A 16,739-nucleotide genomic window follows, 5' to 3' on the forward strand; every position below is an offset into this window, starting at 1 on the left:
TGACGCAGGAATAAAAAGAGAACAAAATGACAACATACAGGAACAACGGAGATGACGATGACTGACCTCATTCGTGACATTGCTGCATTTGCTTCCATTGCGACCTTCGTCGCCAGCCTTTCCATGCTGATGATGGCGATGTGATTGCGCCAACGCCCGAAAGGCGTTGAAGACCGCAGTCTGAACTGGACTTCACCGGCCGGAAGCCGGAAAATCACCTGATTCATGAGGTGATGTAAGACAATGGCAGAACGGGCGGAAAACATGGTGGTGGGCGGCGCAGCAGACACGCCACAATTCGTCCACCTGCGGGTTCATTCGGCCTACTCGCTGCTCGAAGGCGCCTTGCCGCTCAAGAAGATCCTCTCCAAGGCCGTCGCCGACAATCAGCCGGCGATCGCCATCGCCGACACCAACAATCTCTTCGTGGCACTCGAGTTTGCCCAGAAGGCGATCGGCGAGGGCTTGCAGCCCATCATCGGCTGCCAGGTCTCCATCGACATGGAGGACCAGACCGAGGAGCGCCGCAATCACCATCAGCTTGCCAAGCTCCCGGCGATCGTCCTGCTTGCCTCCACCGCCGATGGCTATGAGCGGCTCGTCGATCTCATCAGCCGCGCCTATCTCGGGGGCGAGAGCCACCAGGCGGTGCATCTGCGGGCGTCCTGGCTGGAAGAGGCTGGTACGGAAGGCCTGATCGCACTGACCGGCGCGCGCGGCGGCCCGGTCGATCTTTCCGTCAAGGACGGCAACGCATCCCAGGCTGAGGCGAGACTGCTTCGCCTGAAGGCATTGTTTGCCGACCGGCTCTATGTCGAACTGCAGCGGCATGGCGCCTACGACCGCCGCCACGAACACAAGATGGTCAGCCTCGCCTATGACCACGACCTGCCGCTGGTAGCCACCAACGAAGCCTTCTTCCCCGCCCGCGACGACTTCGACGCCCACGATGCCCTGATGGCCGTTGCCCACAATGCGATGGTCTCCGACGACAGCCGCTTCCGGCTGACCCCCGATCACTACCTCAAGAGCCGTGCCGAGATGGCGGCGCTGTTTGCCGACCTTCCGGAGGCTTTGGAAAGCACGGTCGAGATCGCCCGACGCTGTTCCTTCATCCTTGAGACCAGAAAGCCGATCCTGCCGCGCTTCACGGGCGCGAGCGACGACCCGGACGAAGCCGACAGGGCAGAGGGCGCCGAGCTGCGGCGCCAGTCGATCGAGGGCCTGGAGAACCGGATCGCCTTGCTTGGCATGACGCCCGGGTTCACCGAAAAGGACTATCGCGAGCGCCTCGACTTCGAGCTCAGCGTCATCGAGCGGATGAAGTTCCCCGGCTACTTCCTGATCGTTGCCGACTTCATCAAGTGGGCGAAGAACCAGGGCATCCCCGTCGGCCCGGGCCGCGGTTCGGGTGCCGGCTCGCTGGTGGCCTATGCGCTGACGATCACCGACGTCGACCCGCTGCGCTTCTCGCTGCTGTTCGAGCGCTTCCTCAATCCAGACCGCGTCTCGATGCCCGACTTCGACATCGACTTCTGCCAGGATCGCCGTGAAGAGGTGATCCGCTACGTGCAGCAGAAATACGGCCGCGAGCAGGTGGCGCAGATCATCACCTTCGGGTCACTGCAGGCGCGCGCGGCGCTGCGCGACGTCGGCCGTGTGCTGGAAATGCCCTACGGCCAGGTCGACAAGATCTGCAAGCTGGTGCCCAACAACCCGGCCAACCCGACGCCCCTGTCGAAGGCGATCGAGGAGGAGCCGCGCCTGCAGGAAGAGGCCGACAAGGAACCGGTCGTTGCCCGCCTGCTCGATATCGCCCAGAAGATCGAAGGCCTCTACCGCCACGCCTCGACCCACGCCGCCGGTATCGTCATCGGCGACCGGCCGCTGTCGAAGCTCGTGCCGATGTACCGCGACCCGCGCTCCGACATGCCGGTCACCCAGTTCAACATGAAGTGGGTGGAGCAGGCCGGGCTGGTGAAGTTCGACTTTCTTGGACTGAAGACGCTGACGGTCTTGAAGACGGCCGTCGACTATGTCGCCAAGCGCGATATCCACATCGACCTCGCCCGGATCCCGCTCGACGACCAGAAGACCTACGAGATGCTCTCGCGCGGCGAGACGGTCGGCGTCTTCCAAGTGGAATCGGCCGGCATGCGCAAGGCGCTGATCGGCATGCGGCCCGACTGCATCGAGGACATCATCGCGCTCGTTGCCCTCTACCGCCCGGGCCCGATGGAGAACATCCCCACCTACAATGCCCGCAAACACGGCGAGGAGGAGATCGAATCGGTCCACCCGACCATCGATTACCTGTTGAAGGAGACGCAGGGCGTCATCGTCTACCAGGAACAGGTGATGCAGATCGCCCAGGTCCTGTCCGGCTATTCGCTCGGCGAAGCCGATCTTCTGCGCCGCGCCATGGGCAAGAAGATCAAGGCGGAGATGGACCAGCAGAGCGAGCGCTTCATCGATGGCGCCATCAAGAATGGCGTCTCCAAGCCGCAGGCCAAGAACATCTTCGAGCTCCTGGCGAAGTTCGCCAACTACGGCTTCAACAAGTCGCACGCCGCCGCCTACGCCATCGTCTCCTACCAGACGGCCTACATGAAGGCGCATTACCCGGCCGAATTCCTGGCCGCGTCGATGACCTTCGACATGGCCAACAGCGACAAGCTGAACGATTTCCGACAGGACGCCGGGCGTCTCGGCATCAAGGTGGTGCCGCCTTCGGTACAGACGTCCTTCCGCCGCTTCGAGACGGACGACAACCGGATCTACTACGCGCTGGCGGCCATCAAGGGGGTCGGTGAATCGGCCGTCGATCACATCGTCGAGGTGCGCGGCGAGACGCCCTTTGCCAGCATCGAGGACTTCTGCCTGCGGATCGACCCCAAGCAGATCAACCGTCGCGTCATGGAAAGCCTGATCTCGGCGGGTGCCTTCGACTGCTTCGGGCGCGACCGCGCCGAGCTGGTGGCAGGCCTCGACCGCGTCATCGGCTATGCGCAGCGGGCTCAGGAGAACAAGGTGAGCGGCCAGCATGATATGTTCGGCTCCTCGTCGGCGACCGGTCCGGAGATGCTGGTCTTCCCGCCGTTCACGCCCTGGATGCCGTCCGAAATGCTGATGCGCGAATACCAGGTGCTGGGCTTCTATCTCTCGGCGCATCCACTCGACGCCTACAAGGACGTGCTGGCCAAGATGCGCGTCCAGAACTTCGCCGAGTTCTCGGCCGCCGTGAAGCAGGGCGCCACCGCCGGTCGCCTCGCAGGCACCGTGACGGGCCGGCAGGAGCGCAAGACCCGCACCGGCAACAAGATGGGCATCGTCACCTTTTCCGATGCCACGGCCCAGTTCGAGGCGGTGCTGTTTTCCGAAGCTCTGGCGCAGTACCGCGACCTGCTGGAGCCGGGCAAGTCGCTGGTGATCACGGTGCAGGCAGAGGAGCGCCCGGAAGGCATCGGTCTGCGAATCCAGACGGCCGCCTCTCTGGAGGAGAAGTCCGTGCAGATGCAGAAGGCCCTGCGGGTCTTCGTCCGGGATTCAGGGCCGATGCGGACGGTTGCCCGCCACCTCAACGCGAGGGGCGACGGGCTGGTGTCCTTCGTGGTGATCAAGGAAGATGGACGCCGCGAGATCGAGGTCGAGCTGACCGAGAAGTACCGCCTCTCCCCCGAGATCGCCGCCGCTCTGCGGACGGCGCCGGGGGTTCTCGACGTCGAGCTCGTCTAGGAACGTCGGCCTAGTAGAGGCCGACGCCGTTTTGATAGGAGCGGGCCCGCGAGCGGACCGGCTTGCGTGGCGTGCTCGATACCGTCTCTGCTTTTGCCACTGACTGTTGCGGGCGGGTGAGGGTGATGAAGTCCGTCCCCTTGCCGGTTTCCGGGCCGAGGCCCTTGTCCGTGATGGTGAGCGATGTGCCGTCGCTCATCAGGGTTGCGATCCGTTCGCGAAGCTCTGCGGGGATCTCCAGACGATCGAGCGCAGCGTCTGCCGTGGAGGGGGTGGCATCTTCCTCGATCCCCAGGCGCTGCATCTCGGCTGAAGAAAGATGGGTCGGCAGGGTCACCGCGTGCCAGTCTGCCTTCTCCCGGTCGGGATCGACGCCGCTTGCCGTGAAGAGATGCGTGCCGAGCGGGATCTCGGAATCCTTCAGGCCGACCGGTGCCTCGAACAGCGGGTTGAAGTTTCGCCGAACCAGCAGATGGCCGGCCGGCGGCTCGTCCTTGCCTGACGCGCGATAAAGTGCTGACAGAAATTCCTTCGATAAAACAGTGCCATCGGCAGGAAGATTCTTCCAGCGCTTGAATCCGGCAATCGCCGAGCGCGTCATGGATCCCATGATCCCGTCCGGCGTGCCGGCGTAGAAGCCGAGCTCCGTCAGCAGCACCTGGGCGTCGAGAACTGTCTCCCTGGTCTCACGTCGCTTGACGAGGATCCGCAGCGGCGACCGGTCGGCGCCGGAAATGGAACCGGTGGTGGTCATGTCCGGCGCCTGCTCCGCCATGGCGACCTCGTAGGGACCGGTCGTCTTGCGCTTGACCGTCGGCCGCAGGTCGATGTCCGACATCAGCGGTTCGGACGGCAGTGGCTTCAACGGCGCAAAGAGGTTGACGTGCTCGATCTTCACCGGCTCGACCGGCGCATCGGCGATGATCACATGCAGCCCACGGTCGGTCATGCCGAACAGCGTCTTGGCAAACCCGGTCGGGATGCGAACGCAGCCGTGCGACGCCGGATAATCCGGGACCACCCCCTCGTGCAGGGCGATCCCCGACCACGTCAGCCGCTGCATGAACGGCATGGGAGCGTTCGAGTAGATGTTGGATTCGTGGTACTTGCGCTTCTCCAGGATCGAGAAGATGCCGCTCGGCGTCGTGTGGCCGGCCTTGCCGGTCGAGACGCGCGATGTCGCGATCAGCTTGTCGCCGTCGTAGACGGTCATTGACTGCGCATTTTTGGAGATGATGATCTGGAGGGCGCGATCTTCGCTCGCGAGGACGGAACAGGACAGCATGGTCGCGGACAGGAGCCCGAGACCGAAGACGATACGACGCAACATCAATGACCTCACACGCAATACAATTGAGTCAAATTAGCGCGACTGACTTAACGAAGCTTTTCCGGCGGAAGGGATGAAGTCACAGCGGTGCGCCGTCCCATCACATTTCATTGATCGGGTCATTGATCGCGACGACGATCGCCGAACGTGTAGCCCGTCTCCACCGCAGCCTTCCCGAACTTGTCGCGCAGCCTGTCCATGGCCGCTTCCGCCGCGGCCCGCCGAACGGCGCCCTGGTCCACCAGATCGGGCGGATCGGCGGTTGCCGGATCACAGAGATCGCTGACGCCAATGCCGAGCAGGCGGAAGCGCGTCCCGTCCGTTTCCCGCTCCAGAAGGGACAGGCCGGTGCGGAAGATCCGGTCGGCCAGCTGCGTCGGATCCTCCAGCCGGCGGTTGCGCGTCCGGCTCTTGAAGTCGGCCGTCTTCAGCTTCAGCACCACGGTCTGACCCGCGATCGCATGCTTCTTCAGCCGGGCCGACACCTTCTCCGAAAGCCGGCGCAGGATCGGCACGAGATCATCATGGCGGGAGATGTCGTCAAAGAAGGTGGTCTCCGCGGAAACGCTCTTTGCGGCGTCGTTGGGGTGAACGTCGCGTTCGTCGATGCCGCGCGCAAGCCGGTAGAGCCGTTGACCCATCGAGCCGTAGCGGCGCATCAGGTCGCCTTCCTCCATGGACTGCAGCTGGCCGATCGTGCGGATGCCATCGGCGGCCAGCACCGCCTCGAACGCCTTGCCGACGCCCCAGATCGTGGTCACCGGCCGCGGCGCCAGAAACGCCAGGGCCTCCTGCCGCCCGACGATGGAAAAGCCGCGCGGCTTCTGCAGGTCCGAGCCCACCTTGGCCAGGAACTTGCAGTAGGAAAGGCCGATAGAAATGCTGATCCCGACCTCCGCTTCCACGCGCTTGGCGAATTTGACCAGGGTGCGGGACGGCGGATCGTGATGCAGGCGTTCCGTGCCGGCAAGATCCAGGAAGGCTTCGTCGATCGACAGGGGCTGCACGAGCGGCGTCAGCTCCAGCATCATCTGGCGAATTTCCCGTCCGACCTTGGCGTATTTCTCCATGTTCGGCCGGATCACGATGGCGTCCGGACAGGCCTCGAGCGCCTTGAACATCGGCATGGCAGAGCGCACGCCGTGGATGCGCGCCACATAGCAGGCGGTCGACACGACGCCGCGCTTGCCGCCGCCGATGATCACCGGCTTGTCGGCAAGCTCAGGATTGTCGCGCTTCTCCACGGCTGCGTAGAAGGCGTCACAGTCGATGTGCGCGATTTGCAGGTCGTAGAGCTCGGAATGATAGAGGAGACGAGGGCTGCCGCAGCTGCGGCACCGGCGCACCTCCGCCTTCTGCTCCGCAAGGCAGTCGCGACAGAAGCCGGGTTTGGTGGCGGGCGCAGGTGTCATGATGAGAACAGAAGTTGAACATCTTGACCCTACGCCTCGCGCGTGCGAGTCTCAAGAGCCTGATAGGGCGTTTGGGCGCTCAGTATTCGCCGGAGTCGAGGCCTGGACCAGAATAGTAGCGCCAGGCGGCCTCCACTGCCTCCGGTCGCGTCTCCGTCGCTTCGCAGAAGGCCAGCAATGTCGGCTCGTGCCCCATCAGGAAGTCGATCATGCCGCCGAGAAACCCGGGATTGGCGACGGCGCCACGCAGCTGGCTGGCTTCAAGGCCCGTCAGAGCCAGGAAACGGCTCAGCATCTCCGGCTCGGATGCCAGCCAGGCGAGGATGGCGACCGCCGTCTGCTCGGCGCTCTCGGCTCCATGGGATACGTTTTTGGGATCGCGCGGCATTGCGGCCAAGTGGTTACCTCTTTTTCAACCAAATGCTCATAGGGTCGATTCCACATACAAAGTGAAATCGGCTCCGGTGCAACAATATATAGTGTTGGAAAGCGGTCGAAGCAGGATTTGAGGACGGATGCATGCCCAAGCGGGTCATGATTGTCGAAGACAACGAGCTCAACATGAAGCTCTTCCGCGATCTGATCGAAGCTTGCGGATATGAAACCATCCAGACCCGCAACGGCATGGAGGCGATGGATCTCGCCCGCAAGCACCGCCCGGACCTGATCCTCATGGACATCCAGCTTCCCGAAGTCTCCGGCCTCGAAGTCACAAAGTGGCTGAAGGAAGACGACGAGCTGCACATCATCCCGGTCATCGCCGTGACGGCCTTCGCCATGAAAGGCGACGAGGAGCGGATCCGCCAGGGCGGATGCGAAGCCTATGTCTCCAAGCCGATCTCGGTGCCGAAATTCATAGAGACCATCAAGACCTACCTCGGCGACGCGTGAAACGGGAGTACTGACCATGACAGCGCGCATTCTGGTGGTCGATGACATCCCGGCGAACGTGAAGCTTCTCGAGGCGCGGCTGCTGGCGGAATATTTCGACGTGCTGACCGCCGATGACGGCTACAAGGCGCTCGACATCTGCCGCAAGACCCCTGTGGATCTCGTCCTCCTTGACATCATGATGCCCGGTATCAGCGGCTTCGACGTTTGCGAACAGCTGAAGGCCGATCCCCGTACCTCGCATATTCCCGTGGTCATGGTCACGGCTTTGGACCAGTCTGCCGACCGAGTGAGGGGCCTCAAGGCAGGCGCGGACGATTTCCTCACCAAGCCCGTCAACGACCTGCAGCTCATTTCGCGGGTCAAGAGCCTGGTGCGGCTGAAGACGTTGAGCGACGAACTGCGCATCCGCGCGGAGACGGCGCAGAACGTCGGCATAGAGGACATGCTGAAGGGCACTGACGGCCGCGAGGAGCCGGGGCAGGTGCTGCTGGTGGATAGCCGCGCAAGCTCCCAGGAGCGCATCATCAAGGCGCTGAAGCCTGTCGCCCAGGTCGTGGCCATGTCCGATCCCCAGGCGGCACTATTCGAGGCTGCCGAAAACCCCTTCGACCTGGTAATAGTCAACGCCAACCTGGACGAATACGATCCGCTTCGTCTCTGCTCGCACCTGCGGTCGCTGGAGCGCACCCGTTTTCTGCCGTTGCTGCTCGTGACGGAGCCTGGTGCCGAGGACGTCATCGTGCGGGCGCTCGACATCGGCGTCAACGACTACATCGTCCGGCCGATCGATCCCAACGAACTGGTGGCCCGCAGCCTGACGCAGATCAAGCGGAAGCGCTACAACGACCGGCTGCGCACCAGTGTTCGCGAGACGATCGAACTCGCCGTCACCGATGGGCTGACCGGCCTCAACAATCGCCGCTATCTGGACAGCCACCTGAAGACCCTCTTCAACCGTGCGGCGGCGCGGGGCCGGTCGCTCTCCGTCTGCATCACCGATATCGACCGGTTCAAGCAGGTCAACGACACCTATGGACATGATGTCGGGGACGAGGTCCTGAAGGAATTCGCCAGCCGCATCCGGTCCACGGTCCGGGGAGCCGATCTCGCCTGCCGTTATGGCGGGGAAGAGTTCGTCGTGGTCATGCCGGATACCGATGCGGGCGTTGCCGAGATGATCGCCGAGCGGCTGCGAAGCCTGATCGAGAACGAGCCGTTCGTGCTGCGCTCTTCAGGGGTCACTCTCCACATCACGGCGTCGCTGGGCATCGCCTGCAACGAGAAGGGTGCGGAAACGCCGGAGCAGCTGCTGAAGCAGGCCGACAAGGCCTTGTATGAGGCAAAGAACGGTGGGCGCAACCGGGTCGTGGCTGCTGCAGCCTGACCCTTGCCGCCTTCACGAATAGTTTATGACTTGCCGTTGGCACCTCGGAACGGTGAGGGATCCGGCCAGCATCGGCGGAGAACAACTGCCTTTTAGAATGTTCGGATAAGTGTACTTGTAGTGAGTATGGCGTCCAATACCGCCTGAGATCCCTTCCGACAGAAAATCTTTCGTCAGGTTTCTGCTGCGGTCTTCGTTTTAGTTCGAGGACTTCACAGTCTTGCCTCGAAGAAGGTTTCGCAGTTTTCGATGACGAAATAATACTGCAGTATTACCATCATAATTTTCTGTTATTGTCCCTGTGATTGCAATCAGGGGTGGTCGGCTCGAAACTGAATTTATTCCCGATTTTAACCAACAAAAGACATAGTCGGTTGGGAATTTAAGAAGACGTTGATTTTCTTGCCGGGTTAAGAGACTTTCATTTCCATAAGTATATTTTCCCAAGAGGGAAGAGATACCCCATGATGCTCAGGTCCGCCGCATCTCCTGGGTCGTGGGGTCGGTCGACTGGTTGCACAACAAAAGCGGTTCCTCGTGCCGTGCTGCAGCTGGTCGACCCCCATTAAAAAGCGCCGCCTCCTGCCGGAGCGCGGCGCTTTTTTTCATTCAGGTTTGGTCAAAAAGAAAGGCGCGTCGCCTTGCAGCGCGCGCCTTTTTCAACCGGAAGCGCGATCTTACTTGATCTTGGCTTCCTTGAACTCGACGTGCTTGCGAACGATCGGGTCGTACTTGGTCTTGGACATCTTGTCCGTCATCGTACGGCTGTTCTTCTCGGTGACGTAGAAGAAGCCGGTGTCTGCCGTCGACAGCAGCTTGATCTTGATGGTTGTAGCTTTCGCCATGATGTCCTGCCTTTAGGAAAAATGAGGCCGCGGGAGACCGGTTGGTGTCCACGGCGAATTCTGGCGCGAAACTACAAATCGCGCCCGAAAAGTCAAGTCTGTTTCGGTTTAAAAAGGTACCGACCGATGGAGAGTACCACATAGAGGCCAAAGAAAGCAGCCAGAGCCCAGGCAAATCCGTTGTTGCCGCTGACGTCGATTGACGCGCCGATGGCTTGTGGGCCCGCAACCGTGCCGACGGCATAGCAGAATACGAAGGCGGCATTCGCCGCGGCGAGGTCCGCACCGGTGAGTCGCGATCCGAGATGGGCAAGCCCGACCGTGTAGAGACCGGAGACGCAGCCGCCCCAGAACAGGAGCACGACAGCCGTCAACAGCCAGTCCTCGATCAGCAGCGGCAGCATCAGGGAGCCGATGCAGCCGGTCACGGCCATGGCTGCCAGCAGCGGACGCCGGTCCCGGAGGCGGTCGGAATACATCCCGAGCGGGATCTGGAAGATCATGTTGCCGACGCCCATCACCGTCAGCAGCAGCGCTCCCTGGGACTCGGTGAAACCCGATCGGAGCGCATAGATTGGAAACAGCGACAGTCCACCGGCCTCCACGGCGCCGAACACGAAGACGGCCGCCGTCGCAGTGGGCACCAGCAGGATGTAGCGCAGGAAGTGCCGCTCCGGCTTCTCGTCCAGCACCGGGCTTTCATTGCGGGCGATGTAGATCGGCACCGCAGCGAGCAGAATGGCGGCTGCGCCGATCAGGAAGGGCAGTATCCCGTCGCTGCCGATTGCCGAGAAGAGCAGGGGCCCCATCGCGAAGCCCACCGACAGAACGGTCGCATAGATCCCGAGGACAAGCCCGCGGCGGCGCGGTGGCGCGGCGGCATTGATCCAGAATTCCGAAAGGATGAACAGGGTGGTGATGGCGCCATGGAAGGCGAAGCGCAGCGGGAACCACATCCAGAACGCTTCCGCATAATAGAAGGCCAGCGCACTGATGGCCGAAATGACGACCGCCCACAGCATTGTTCGTGCGACGCCGAAATCATGTGCCAGCCGCGTGGTGATCGGCGCTGCGACCATGGCCGCGACACCCGCCATGGCCGAGTTCAGCCCGATCATCGTCGAGGAGATCCCGCGCTTCTCCAGGATGATGCTGAGCAGCGGCAGCCCGAGACCGATCGCGATCCCGACTGCGCTGATCGCAGAGATGGCCGCAATGAGCGAGGGCCAGTGAATTTCTTCGACGTGACCGTTGAAATTATTGGGTGGTCGGGACATCCGGGGGTCTCTGGATCAGGGAGGACAAACCGTCCTCAGCGGTATCGAGCGAATTGGAACGCTGCTTTCTTAGGCTGCGGCCGTTCAGCCTGCAGCCTGATTCTGACATCTTCGAGAACGGAGCAGCTAATCCGGGCCGTCCGTGGCAGAAAACCTCTTTTGCAGCCGCATGCCGTGCAGTCCATGGGGCAGGTGCATGTCAGGGATCCGAACCGCCGTGCCGGCGCATGGCATCCTCGTCGGAATCGCCGCCAAAGCCGTGCATTCGCTGCGCCCACTGGAGCCCGATGACACCGCCCTTGATCGGCTGGATCGTCAGCAGCGCGGCAAGCACGGCGAGCGGGACCCAGATCGCCAGGTGTGCCCAGGGCGAAAGGACGAAGATCGAGTCGGTCAGCATGTAGCCGGTAAGCAGCACGTGGCCCACCACGAAGATGACGAGGTAGGCGGGCAGGTCGTCGGCGCGATGGTGGTGCATCTCCTCGCCGCAGACCGCGCACTGGTCGACGGGCTTGAGAAAGGCGCGGAACAGCTTTCCCGTGCCGCAGGACGGACAGGTATTGCGCATGCCGCGGCCGATGGATCGCATCACCGGGCGTTCGGCTGGCTTGCCCCCGCCATAGTGGACCGGCTGCTCGCTTGGATTATGCATGTCGGGTCGCTCCTATCGGCCACGCCGCGGTCTGGTTCCGGCCATCGGCCGCCGCTGGCCTCCGTCTCGCCGCCCCGACTTGTGGAAGGAACGGGTCGGCGTTGGCATCTTTCGGCCTTCGCTCAGCATCTCGAACCGCAAGGCGCCGGCCAGCGGTATGGCCTCGGCAAGCTTGACCTGAACCGAATCCCCGAGTTGGTAGCCGAGGCCGGTCTTTTCCCCGGTCAGCGCCTGGTGGGCCTCGTCGTAGATGAAGTAGTCGTTTCCGAGCGTCGAAATCGGCACGAAGCCGTCTGCGCCGTAGGTGGGCAGGGCCACGAACAGGCCCGCCTTGGTGACACCGGAGATCCGGCCCTCGAATTCTTCCCCGACCCGCTCGCTGAGGTGGTGCGCGATCAGCCGGTTGACCGTATCGCGCTCCGCCGCCATCGCGCGGCGTTCAAAGGTCGAAATTTCGGCCGCGATGTCGTCGAGACCAGCCTCTTCCTCCGGCGTGATGCCACCTTCGCCAAGCCCCAGGGAGCCGACCAGCGCACGATGCACGATCAGATCCGCATAGCGACGAATTGGTGAGGTGAAATGCGCGTATTTCATCAGGTTGAGGCCAAAGTGCCCGATGTTCTCCGGGCTGTAGATGGCCTGGCTCTGCGAGCGCAGCACCATTTCGTTGACCATGGTCTGATGCGGCGTATCGACGGCGCGCGCTAGGATGCCATTGAAGGAATTGGCGCGGAGCTGCCCGCCCTTCGCCATCGAGAAACCGATCGTCGCCAGGAACTCGCGCAGGGTCTCCTGCTTCGACAGCGCCGGCGCGTCATGGATGCGGTAGACGAGCGGCTGGCGCTTCTTTTCCAGTGTCTCCGCGGCGGACACATTCGCCTGGATCATCATCTCTTCGATGAGCTTGTGGGCGTCGAGCCGTTCCGGAATATGCACGCGGTCAACGGTGCCGTCCGGCTTCAGGATGAGTTTGCGCTCCGGCATGTCGAGTTCGAGCGGCTGACGGCGCTCGCGGCCGCGCTTCATGATCGCATAGGCATGCCACAGCGGCTTCAGGATGGGCTCCAGCAGCGGTCCGCTCTTGTCGTCGGGCTTGCCGTCGATGGCGGCCTGGGCCTGCTGGTAGGAGAGCTTGGCGGCGCTCTTCATCATGATGCGGTGGAAGGTATGGCTGGCCTTGCGTCCCTCGTGCGAGAACACCATCCGCACAGCGATCGCCGGCCGGTCTTCGCCTTCGCGCAGCGAGCAGAGATCGTTGGAGATGCGCTCCGGCAGCATCGGGACGACCCGGTCCGGGAAATAGACGGAGTTGCCGCGCTTCAGCGCTTCGCGATCAAGCGGCGAGCCGGTGCGGACATACCAGGAGACATCCGCAATCGCGACGGTGACGATGACGCCGCCCGGGTTGTCAGGGTTGGTGTCGAGTTCCGCATAGACGGCGTCGTCATGGTCCTTGGCGTCGGCCGGGTCGATGGTCAGGAGCGGCACATCGCGCCAGTCCTCCCGCTTCGTCATCGGGGCAGGGCGGGCAGCCTCGGCTGCGTCGAGAACGGCCTGCGGAAAGATGTGCGGAATGCCATGCGCATAGATGGCGATCATCGAGATCGCCTTCTCGCTGGCAACGGAGCCGACGACGGACAGCACGCGGGCCCGCGGAAGACCGAAGCGCCCGGTGCGGGCAACTTCCACCTCGACGAGATCGCCGTCCTTGGCCTCTCCGAGACCCTCGGTCTCGATCACCATCTCCTCGCCGCGCCGCTCGATCGGCATCAGGCGGATTTCCCGTTCGCTCATGCGCACGACGCCGAGCGACGCGCCCTTGCGCCGGTCGATGATCTTGATGACGCGCGCGGTATAGGCCGGGCCGGTACGGTCCTTGTTGGCGAAGATCTTCGCCAGAACGCGGTCGTTCAGGCCGGCGGCCGGCGACTTGCCCTTTCCGCGCCCGTCGGAGGACTGGCGAATGAGCACGGCCGGCGCGGTGCCCATGTCTTCGGGCCATTCCGCCGGGCGCCCGATCAGTTCGCCGTCCTTGTCGCGCGTCGTGAGGTCCAGGACCGTGACCGGGGGGAGGGCGCCTGGCCGGGCCAGAGACTTGCGGCTCTTCTTGAGAAGGCCCTCGTCCTCCAGGGCGCGCAGCACATCCTTGAGTTCGACGCGCGTCTCGCCCTTCAGCCCGAAGGCCTTGGCGATCTCGCGCTTCGATGCCCGGTCGGGGTTGTCGGCGATGAATTCCAGAAGAACGTCGCGCGGCGGCACAGCCCCGTGGATGATGGCAGGCTTGTCGCCGGCCGTGGCCGCGGCGGATGTCTTCCTGGAGGGCTTCTCGCGTCGTTCTCTCGTCACGTTCCGGTCTTCTTCGCCTTTGCCGCCGTCTTGGTCGTGGTCTTCGCCGCAGTCTTGGTCTTGGTGCCGGCGGCAGCCTTGGTTTTCGGTGCAGCCTTCTTCGCCGCAGCAGTCCCCGTCTTGGCGGCAGCCTTCTTCGGCTTCGCCTTGGCGGAAGGAGCCTTGCCGCCCTTTTCGACGATCAGCGCCATGGCCTCCTCCAGGGTGACGGACTGCGGGTCCTTGCCCTTCGGCAGCGTCGCGTTGACCTTGGCCCAGTTCACATAGGGGCCGTAGCGCCCGTCACGGACGGTAATCGCGCCGCCGCTCGGGTGATCGCCCAACGTCTTCAGGGCCGCCGGTGTTCCGCGCCCGCGTCCGCCCGGTCCCTTGCTCTGCTTTTCGGCAATGACCGTGACTGCGCGGTTGAGGCCGATGGTGAAGACATCCTCGATGCTTTCCAGGTTTGCATAGCCGCCGTCGTGCAGCAGGAACGGCCCGTAGCGCCCCAGGCCGGCGGAGATCATCTTGCCGGTTTCCGGATGCTGTCCGACGTCGCGTGGCAGGCTGATGAGGGCCAGTGCCTTCTCGTGGTCGATGTCTTCCGGCTTCCAGCCCTTCGGCAGCGACGACCGCTTGGCCTCCTTGCCTTCGCCGCGCTGGATATAGGGACCGAAGCGTCCGGACCGCAGCGTCAGTTCTTCGCCCGTATGGGGATCGGCACCGAGCGCCTTCGGCTCGTTGAGGCCGCTGGCATCGGCTTCGTTGCCGTCGGAGGAGAGCTGGCGCGTGAAGTTGCAGTCGGGATAGTTGGAGCAGCCGACGAAGGCGCCGTACTTTCCAAGCTTCAGCGACAGATTGCCGGTGCCGCAGACCTGGCAGATCCGCGGGTCGCTGCCGTCTTCCCGCTTGGGAAACACGAGCGGAGCCAGCGTCTCGTTCAGCGCATCGAGGACATTGGTGACCCGCAGTTCCTTGGTGTCCTCGATCTGCGCGAAGAAGTCCTTCCAGAAGTCCCGCAGGACCTGCTTCCAGTCGAGTTCGCCGGCCGAAATCTTGTCGAGCTTTTCCTCGAGGTCGGCCGTGAAATCGTATTCCACATAGCGGGTGAAGAAGCTTTCGAGGAAGGCCGTGACCAGCCGCCCCTTGGAGTGCGGGATGAGCTTGCGCTTGTCCATGATGACGTATTCGCGGTCGCTCAATGTCTTCAGCGTCGCCGCATAGGTGGAGGGCCGGCCGATGCCGAGCTCTTCCATCTTCTTGATCAGCGAGGCTTCCGAATAGCGCGGTGGCGGTTCGGTGAAATGCTGGCTGGCGTTCACCTTGTTCTTGGCGAGCGCCTCCTGGGCATTGATCTGTGGCAGGCGGCCGTCCTCGTCGTCATCCTCGCTCTTGTCGCCTTCTTCGCGCTGATCGACATAGGCGCCGAGGAAGCCGTCGAAGCGCACGACGGAGCCGACGGCGCGCAGGCCGGCCTTCTCACCGCCATTGCTGGCAAGGATCTCGACCGTCGTACGCTCGATCTCGGCCGAGGCCATCTGGCTGGCGATGCCGCGCTTCCAGATCAGTTCATAGAGCCGGGCCTGATCGCTATCGAGGTAGGGCCGCACCTTGTCGGGCGAACGGCTGAAGTCCGTCGGACGGATGGCCTCGTGCGCTTCCTGGGCGTTCTTGGCCTTGGTCGAGTAGAATCTCGGCTTCTCCGGCAGGTAGCGGTCGCCGAACTGGTTCTGGATCGCACGACGCGCGCCGTCGATGGCTTCCGGCGCCATCTGCACGCCGTCCGTTCGCATGTAGGTGATCAGACCGACGGTCTCTCCGCCGATGTCGAAGCCTTCGTAGAGCTTCTGCGCCACCTGCATCGTCCGCGACGCGTTGAAACCGAGGTTGGACGAGGCGGCCTGCTGCAGGGTGGAGGTCGTGAACGGTGGACCGGGATTGCGCTTGACCGGCTTGGCCTCGACGCTGTCGACGACATAGGTCGCGCCATCGAGCAGGGTCTTCAGGCGGTTGGCGTCATCGCCGTTCTTGATCGAGCGGTTCTGCAAGCGCTTGCCGTCGGCCGAGACGAGGCGCGCCTCGAATTCGTCGCCGCGCGGCGTGCGCAGCAGCGCCGAGAGGTTCCAGTATTCCTCGGAGATGAAGCGCTCGATCTCCGTCTCGCGGTCGCAGACGAGTCGCAGGGCGACCGACTGGACGCGGCCGGCCGAACGGGCGCCGGGAAGCTTCCGCCACAGCACCGGCGACAGGTTGAAGCCGACGAGATAGTCGAGAGCCCGTCGCGCCAGGTAGGCATCCACGAGCGGCGCATCGATATCGCGGGGATTGGCCATGGCATCGAGCACGGCCTTCTTGGTGATGGCGTTGAAGACGACGCGTTTTACCGGCATGTCGCCCAGGACCCGCTTCTTCTTCAAGAGGTCGAGCACATGCCAGGAGATCGCTTCGCCCTCGCGATCCGGGTCGGTCGCGAGATACAATCCGTCGGAGCCTTTGACGGCGTCGGCAATATCCTTCATGCGCTTCTGCGATGCGCTGTCCACTTCCCACAGCATTTCGAAGTCCTGGTCGGGCAGAACAGAGCCGTCCTTTGCAGGAAGATCGCGAACATGGCCAAAGGATGCGAGAACCTTGAAGTCCGGGCCCAGGTACTTGTTGATGGTCTTGGCTTTGGACGGAGACTCGACGACGACGACGTTCATTGTGCTTCTCTAAGGTGAGGCTGAGCCCGGACAACCACATGGTTCCGGGCAGGTCTTGGCCTCCGACATGGATGGCCTTTTCGTTGCGGTCAAGTGCCAGCGTCAAATTAAGCGATGCAACGTCGTGCAACCTATAGAGGATATTCTGTAGGTTGCAATTTTAGATTACTGGATTATCCTGCC

The 16,739-nt window shown here is 63.0% G+C and carries 11 protein-coding genes; 3 read left to right on the plus strand and 8 right to left on the minus strand.

The genetic code is table 11. The features are described 5' to 3' along the window. Positions 1–243 precede the first annotated feature (243 nt). Complete coding sequence (gene dnaE, locus EO99_RS0110600; RefSeq protein WP_029618614.1) at positions 244–3,735, plus strand: DNA polymerase III subunit alpha; 3,492 nt, start codon at positions 244–246, stop codon at positions 3,733–3,735. A gap of 10 nt (positions 3,736–3,745) precedes the next feature. Here dnaE and EO99_RS0110605 read toward each other — a convergent pair whose 3' ends face one another. The 3 genes from EO99_RS0110605 to EO99_RS0110615 form a co-directional block, all read right to left on the minus strand. Next, positions 3,746–5,065 (minus strand): L,D-transpeptidase family protein, encoded by a 1,320-nt coding sequence (locus EO99_RS0110605; RefSeq protein WP_077067061.1) that lies wholly within the window; start codon positions 5,063–5,065, stop codon positions 3,746–3,748. A 119-nt stretch (positions 5,066–5,184) separates the two neighbouring features. Further along, entirely contained in the window at positions 5,185–6,477 is a 1,293-nt protein-coding gene (locus tag EO99_RS0110610; protein ID WP_029618616.1) for a DNA polymerase IV, read from the minus strand. 79 nt (positions 6,478–6,556) lie between these two features. Continuing rightward, a complete protein-coding gene (locus tag EO99_RS0110615; RefSeq protein WP_029618617.1) occupies positions 6,557–6,865 on the minus strand; it encodes a DUF3572 domain-containing protein in 309 nt (102 codons plus the stop codon). Positions 6,866–6,996: 131 nt separating this feature from the next. Here EO99_RS0110615 and EO99_RS0110620 point away from each other — a divergent pair, with 131 nt between their 5' ends. Both EO99_RS0110620 and EO99_RS0110625 read left to right on the plus strand, forming a co-directional pair. Then, entirely contained in the window at positions 6,997–7,368 is a 372-nt protein-coding gene (locus EO99_RS0110620; RefSeq protein WP_029618618.1) for a response regulator, read from the plus strand. 16 nt (positions 7,369–7,384) lie between these two features. Next, positions 7,385–8,755 carry a PleD family two-component system response regulator gene (locus tag EO99_RS0110625; protein WP_029618619.1) on the plus strand — a complete coding sequence of 457 codons (1,371 nt, stop codon included), beginning with the start codon at positions 7,385–7,387 and terminating at the stop codon, positions 8,753–8,755. Positions 8,756–9,432: 677 nt separating this feature from the next. Here EO99_RS0110625 and rpmG read toward each other — a convergent pair. The 5 genes from rpmG to topA all read right to left on the minus strand — a co-directional run bounded on the left by rpmG (position 9,433) and on the right by topA (position 16,556). Next, positions 9,433–9,600 carry a 50S ribosomal protein L33 gene (gene rpmG / locus EO99_RS0110630; protein ID WP_029618620.1) on the minus strand — a complete coding sequence of 56 codons (168 nt, stop codon included), beginning with the start codon at positions 9,598–9,600 and terminating at the stop codon, positions 9,433–9,435. Positions 9,601–9,692: 92 nt separating this feature from the next. Beyond that, complete coding sequence (locus tag EO99_RS0110635) at positions 9,693–10,877, minus strand: MFS transporter (RefSeq protein WP_029618621.1); 1,185 nt, start codon at positions 10,875–10,877, stop codon at positions 9,693–9,695. A gap of 199 nt (positions 10,878–11,076) precedes the next feature. After that, on the minus strand, positions 11,077–11,529 hold the full coding sequence (locus tag EO99_RS0110640; RefSeq protein ID WP_029618622.1) for a DUF983 domain-containing protein: 453 nt from the start codon (positions 11,527–11,529) through the stop codon (positions 11,077–11,079). A gap of 12 nt (positions 11,530–11,541) precedes the next feature. After that, positions 11,542–13,875: a ribonuclease R gene (gene rnr / locus EO99_RS0110645; protein ID WP_029618623.1), complete on the minus strand. Its 2,334-nt coding sequence runs from the start codon at positions 13,873–13,875 to the stop codon at positions 11,542–11,544. Next, the gene (gene topA / locus EO99_RS0110650) at positions 13,872–16,556 is read right to left on the minus strand and encodes a type I DNA topoisomerase (protein ID WP_029618624.1); all 2,685 of its coding nucleotides are present in this window, start codon (positions 16,554–16,556) and stop codon (positions 13,872–13,874) included. Before topA ends, rnr begins: the two co-directional genes overlap by 4 nt. Between the last annotated feature and the right edge of the window lie 183 nt (positions 16,557–16,739).

This window comes from Pseudorhizobium marinum, assembly GCF_000705355.1.
Lineage (GTDB): Bacteria > Pseudomonadota > Alphaproteobacteria > Rhizobiales > Rhizobiaceae > Neorhizobium > Neorhizobium pelagicum.